At 62.4% G+C, this 5,109-nt stretch carries 3 protein-coding genes, 1 tRNA gene and 1 pseudogene; 4 read left to right on the plus strand and 1 reads right to left on the minus strand.

All coding sequences use genetic code 11. The features are described 5' to 3' along the window. The first annotated feature begins 211 nt into the window (after nt 1-211). The 4 genes from Q7S58_RS01725 (at nt 212) to Q7S58_RS01740 (ending at nt 4,487) form a co-directional block, all read left to right on the plus strand. Complete coding sequence (locus tag Q7S58_RS01725; RefSeq protein WP_304820163.1) at nt 212-2,245, plus strand: ABC transporter ATP-binding protein; 2,034 nt, start codon at nt 212-214, stop codon at nt 2,243-2,245. A gap of 98 nt (nt 2,246-2,343) precedes the next feature. After that, nucleotides 2,344-3,111, plus strand: a complete 768-nt coding sequence (locus Q7S58_RS01730) for an ROK family protein (protein WP_304820165.1) — start codon at nt 2,344-2,346, stop codon at nt 3,109-3,111. A gap of 258 nt (nt 3,112-3,369) precedes the next feature. Beyond that, nucleotides 3,370-4,185 carry a molybdate ABC transporter substrate-binding protein gene (gene modA / locus Q7S58_RS01735; protein WP_304820167.1) on the plus strand — a complete coding sequence of 272 codons (816 nt, stop codon included), beginning with the start codon at nt 3,370-3,372 and terminating at the stop codon, nt 4,183-4,185. Nucleotides 4,186-4,397: 212 nt separating this feature from the next. Then, nucleotides 4,398-4,487, plus strand: a tRNA-Ser gene (locus Q7S58_RS01740). Between the two features lie 116 nt (nt 4,488-4,603). On the opposite strand, the pseudogene Q7S58_RS01745 reads toward Q7S58_RS01740, so the two are convergent. Then, nucleotides 4,604-5,109: pseudogene (locus tag Q7S58_RS01745) on the minus strand (hypothetical protein); the annotation flags it as partial.

Raw genomic sequence — 5,109 nt, forward strand, 5'->3', positions numbered from 1 at the left:
GAGGTTCATCAAGCTGGTCGTGAGCGAATACATGGAGCGACTCGCGTCGGCCGGACTCGCCGGACACTCCAGGCGGAGCCGCATCCCCGCACTGATCGATCGCATCCAGTCGCCCGCGTAGGGCATCCGCAATTTTGTCGCGTCGGCGATGAACACCGCGATTAGCCGATCGCGTATTTTCTGCGCCCATCGCGACTGCTAATCTGTGCGGATGCCAACTCCTCGGCCCGCATCGCCAACCGCGAGCACCGTAGCTGAGTCCTCGAATCGGGAGCCGAACGAAGCGCCCGACGACCCCGACCAACCTCGCCGCGGCATCTTCGCGCGCGTCTCCGATCGCATCTTTCCGCGCACCGCCCTGATTCGATTTCTCGGCTACGTCCGGCCGCATCTATGGCTCGTCGCCGGCGGCTCCGCGATGGGCATCCTCAAATTCACGATGCCGCTCGCCTTTCCGCTCGCCTTCAAATACGTCTTCGACGTCTTGCTGGTGCCGCAGCCGCGAATCGAAAAGGTGGATGCGCTCATCGACCGATTGTGCGTTTCGCTCGCCTCGACGCTTCACTTAGGCGCCGGCTCGGCCGCCAAGCTCGAGGCTCTGACCGCCGCGCTCTTCGTACTGTTCTTCGTGCAGGCGATCGCAACCTATTTTCGCAACTATTGGGCGAGCATGGCGGGCCATCGCCTGATCTTCGACCTTCGCTACGCGCTGTTCCTTCACATGCAGCGCCTGTCGCATTCGTTTTTCGATCGCACGACTTCCGGCGCCGTGGTGTCGCGCTTCATTTCGGACATCTCGATGGCGCAAAATTTCGTCGGCTCCGCGATGATCAACATCTGGATGGACGGCGTCTCGCTCGGCTTCGTCGTGTGGCTGCTCTTTTATCTGAACACGCGCCTGGCGTGGATTTCGCTGATCGTCATCCCGTTCTACGTCGCCGTCATCCGCATCCTCTCGCCGAAAATCAAGGAAACCAGCCACGACCTGCAGGAAGTGGTAGAGGAATTTTCCGGCGAGCTGCAGGAGCGCGTCGCCGGCATCTCGACGGTGAAATCGTTCGCGCGCGAAGCCGCCGAAGCTCGCCGCTTCCATCAGCGCACCACCCAGCTCTACGACCTGACGATCGATAGCGTCAGGCTGTCGGCGACCCATCAGATGTTCACCGAGTTCATCTCGCGCTCGGCGCCGCTGCTGGTCATCTGGGCGGGCGCGCTGATGATCATGCACGGCAAGATGACCATCGGCACCGTGGTCGCATTCTTCGCATTCCTGGGCGCGCTCTATCTGCCGCTGCAACGCTTCTCCGAACTGTCGGTGATCGTCGCGACCTCGCTCGCCGCGATCGAGCGCATCTTCCAGTTTTTCGACGAGACGCCGGAAGTGACCGACCTCGCCGGCGCGCCGGCCCTGCCGGTGCCGCACGGATGCGTCGAGATCGAGCATCTCGGCTTCGGCTACAAGCCGCTCGACGGCGGACCGCGTCGGATGGTGCTGCACGATGTGAACCTCGCGGTCGCCGCCGGCACCACCGTCGCGCTGGTCGGTCGTTCGGGCGCGGGCAAAACCACGCTCGCGAGCCTGATTCCGCGCTTTTACGAATTGACCGCGGGCCGCATTCTGATCGATGGAACCGATATTTCTGCCGTGACGCTAAAGTCGTTGCGCGATTCGATCGGGATCGTGCCGCAGGACGCGATCCTCTTCAGCGCGTCGATTCGCGAGAACGTCCAGTACGGCCGCCCCGGCGCGTCCGACGGCGACGTCTGGCGCGCGCTCGAGCAGGCCAACATCCGCGATTTCATCGAGTCGCTGTCCAACAAGCTCGATACCACGATTGGCGAGGGCAGCGTGCGCCCCTCGACCGGGCAACGCCAGCGGCTGGCGCTCGCGCGCGTCTTTCTGAAAAATCCTCCGATCCTGATTCTCGACGAAGCGACGTCAGGCCTCGATTCCGAAGTCGAAAATCTGATTCATGACGCGGTGCGCCGCCTGATGAAAGGCCGCACCTCCTTTCTGATTGCGCATCGCCTCGCGAGCGCCGTCGATGCGGACGTGATCGTCGTGCTCGATCGCGGCCGCGTGGTGGAAGTCGGCGCGCACGCGGAATTGGTGAAACGCTCGGGCGTTTACGCCCAGCTCTTCAACGAGCAGACGCGCAAGCTCAGGCTTACTCCCGAGCATACCTCGCGCCTGCCGGGATCGCTTAGGCTGGCGCGCGTGCCCGATCGCGAACCCGCCGCCTGAAGATTGCCGCGTCAACCGTGCTTGCGAGAACTGACCAGCTATGAACGAATAGCTGCGATGGAATTCTCGAACATCCGCGGATTGAGGCAAACGATTCGATGAAGAAGAAAGCAGCCGTCACCGCCAAGCCAGTTATCGCCCCCACCGAAGTAGAGCCGGGCGGATTGAAAACCCTCGCGATCGACATCGGCGGCACCGGAATCAAGGCGGCGATTCTCGACGAGAAAGGCGAGATGACGACCAAGCGCGAACGCCTCAAGACGCCCGCCAACGCGACCCCGAAAAAAGTGCTCGCAATCATCGCGAGGCTCGGCAAAAAACTCGGCGACTTCGATCGCGCGTCGGCCGGTTTCCCCGGCGTGATCAAGAAGGGCATCGTTTATAGCGCCCCCAATCTGGGCAAGGGATGGAAGGAATTCGATCTCGAAGGCGGCCTCAGGCGAAAACTCAACCGCCCGGCGCGCGTCGCCAATGACGCCGATGTGCAGGGACTCGGCAGCGTGAGCGGCAAGGGTGACGAATTGGTGATCACGCTCGGCACCGGCTTCGGCTCGGTGCTGTTCGTCGACGGGCATCGCATCCATCTCGAGCTCGCGCATCATCCATTTCACAATGGCAAGACCTACGAGGATGAACTCGGCATCCGCGCGTTCAAGAAGAAGGGCAAGAAGAAATGGAACGCGCTCCTGCAGGAAGCGATCACCGAGCTCGCGCAGACCTTCAACTACGATCGATTGTACATCGGCGGCGGCAACACCGAGCACATCGATTTCAGGCTGCCCACCGACGTCACAGTCGTGAGCAACACCGATGGATTGCTCGGCGGCATCAAGCTATGGGCTGAAGCTCCGGTAACCGCTCCGTAAAGAGCCTGACCCAGAACCGCGCGATCAAATCAGACACCTTAAAGCGCCCGGCCAATAAGCATCCGACTCGGTCGCCCCCGCGGATGCCGCGGAGATCCCCGGCGCGCGAGGCAAGCTCGAGCCGCGTGAGCCAGCGCACGTTCGCGTCTTTCGTGTACGCCATTGTTAGGGCGAACTGACAAGTGTTATAGCAACACATCAGATGCGCGATCGGTGATGGCGGGCAAGGCCTGGCCTATCGGGTGCGGGAGATGACCGATGAATGAGGTGCTGGGCTCCACGAGTGCGCGGCCGCTCAGAACGCTCGGGATATTGATACTGTGTCTGAGCGTATTCATTCCCGCGTGCGCCGACGCTTCGGAAATCACGATCGCCGCCGCCTCCGATCTCACTTTCGCCTTCAAGGACGTCGCGACGCGCTTCGAGCAGCAGACTGGCAACGCGGTCAAGCTCTCCTACGGTTCATCGGGGAACTTCTTTTCCCAGATTCAGAACGGCGCCCCCTACGATTTGTTCTTCTCGGCCGACATCGACTACCCGAAAAAGCTCGAGGCGGCCGGCCTGACTGAAGCGGGAACTCTCTACCCGTATGCGAACGGCAGGATCGTGCTTTGGGCGCCAGATGAATCGAAGCTCGACCTCAGCCGCGGACTGCAGGCGCTGCTCGAGCCCGCTCTCCGCAAGATAGCAATCGCCAATCCCGAGCACGCTCCGTACGGGCGGGCGGCGGTGGCTGCGATGCGGCACGAAGGGATCTACGACAAGGTCAGAGACAAGCTCGTGCTGGGAGAGAACGTCTCGCAGGCCGCGCAGTTCGTTCAGTCGGGCAACGCCGATATCGGCATCGTGGCGCTATCGCTCGCGGTCGCTCCCGCGATGAAGGCCAGGGGACGATTCGTCGAGGTCCCCGCCGCGGATTATCCCGCGATCGTGCAGGCCGCGGTGATCCTGAAATCGTCGCACGAGAAACAAGTTGCCTGGCAGTTTCTGAATTTTCTCAAGGAGCCAGCTGTCGCCGCGCTGATGCAGCAACACGGATTCACGGCGCCCCAGGCGATCGACCTCGAAAAATAATACGCGCCCGGATTTGAACCAGGTTCCCATGATTTGATCACGCCTCGACCAGCGAATCCTGCCGGTTTTCGCAAGGACCACAGTGTCAGCAATGATCGCGCGTGGCGCTCGATCGCGAGAAGTTCAGCATCGACCTGTTATGGCAGACCAGCTACTGCGCTCCTCGTCTATTCCCATTTCTTGAAGCATACTGTAGCGGCGCGCTGAACGCCGGAGGGGTGGCCGAGCGGTTGAAGGCACCGGTCTTGAAAACCGGCAGCGATGAAAGTCGCTCGTGGGTTCGAATCCCACCCCCTCCGCCATCGAGACTGAGCTGAGATTGCGCGCATCCCGGCGCGTTCGCGCATTCTCAGTCTTCTACCACGGCCGCCGATTCCGGCGGCCATGGTTGCGAGCTAATCACCCGAAACTTACTTTCCTATTCTCGCGGCTTGCCCTCGATTGCCAGCTTCTCAACCTCCATTACGGCGTGGGTGTAGAGGTCGGCGTTCGAGTTGCGGTTCTCGTTGCCGTACGGGTTGCGGTCCTGGTGGCGGTACGAGTCGCCGTCCTGGTCGCAGTGCGGGTCGGAGTTCGAGTCGCGGTGGCTGCTGCGGGTGTCGAGGTCGCAGTACGAGTCGCCGTCCTCGTTGAAGTTGGCGTGCGCGTCGCGGTGCGCGTCGCGGTCCTCGTCGATGTTGCCGTGGGAGTCGCGGTGCGAGTCGCAGTCCTTGTCGCCGTGCGAGTTGCCGTCCTGGTCGCAGTGCGGGTCGGAGTTCGAGTCGCGGTGGCTGCTGCGGGTGTCGAGGTGGCGGTACGAGTCGCCGTCCGCGTCGCAGTGCGGGTTGCTGTGCGCGTCGCTGTACGAGTCGCCGTCCTCGTTGAAGTTGGCGTGCGCGTCGCGGTGCGCGTCGCGGTCCTCGTCGATGTTGCCGTGGGAGTCGC

Source organism: Candidatus Binatus sp. (genome assembly GCF_030646925.1).
GTDB lineage: Bacteria > Desulfobacterota > Binatia > Binatales > Binataceae > Binatus.

Coding starts and splice junctions, on each gene's coding strand:
- Q7S58_RS01725 (WP_304820163.1), top strand. CDS start 212: ATGCCAACTCCTCGGCCCGCATCGCCAACCGCGAGCACCGTAGCTGAG.
- Q7S58_RS01730 (WP_304820165.1), top strand. CDS start 2,344: ATGAAGAAGAAAGCAGCCGTCACCGCCAAGCCAGTTATCGCCCCCACC.
- modA (WP_304820167.1), top strand. CDS start 3,370: ATGAATGAGGTGCTGGGCTCCACGAGTGCGCGGCCGCTCAGAACGCTC.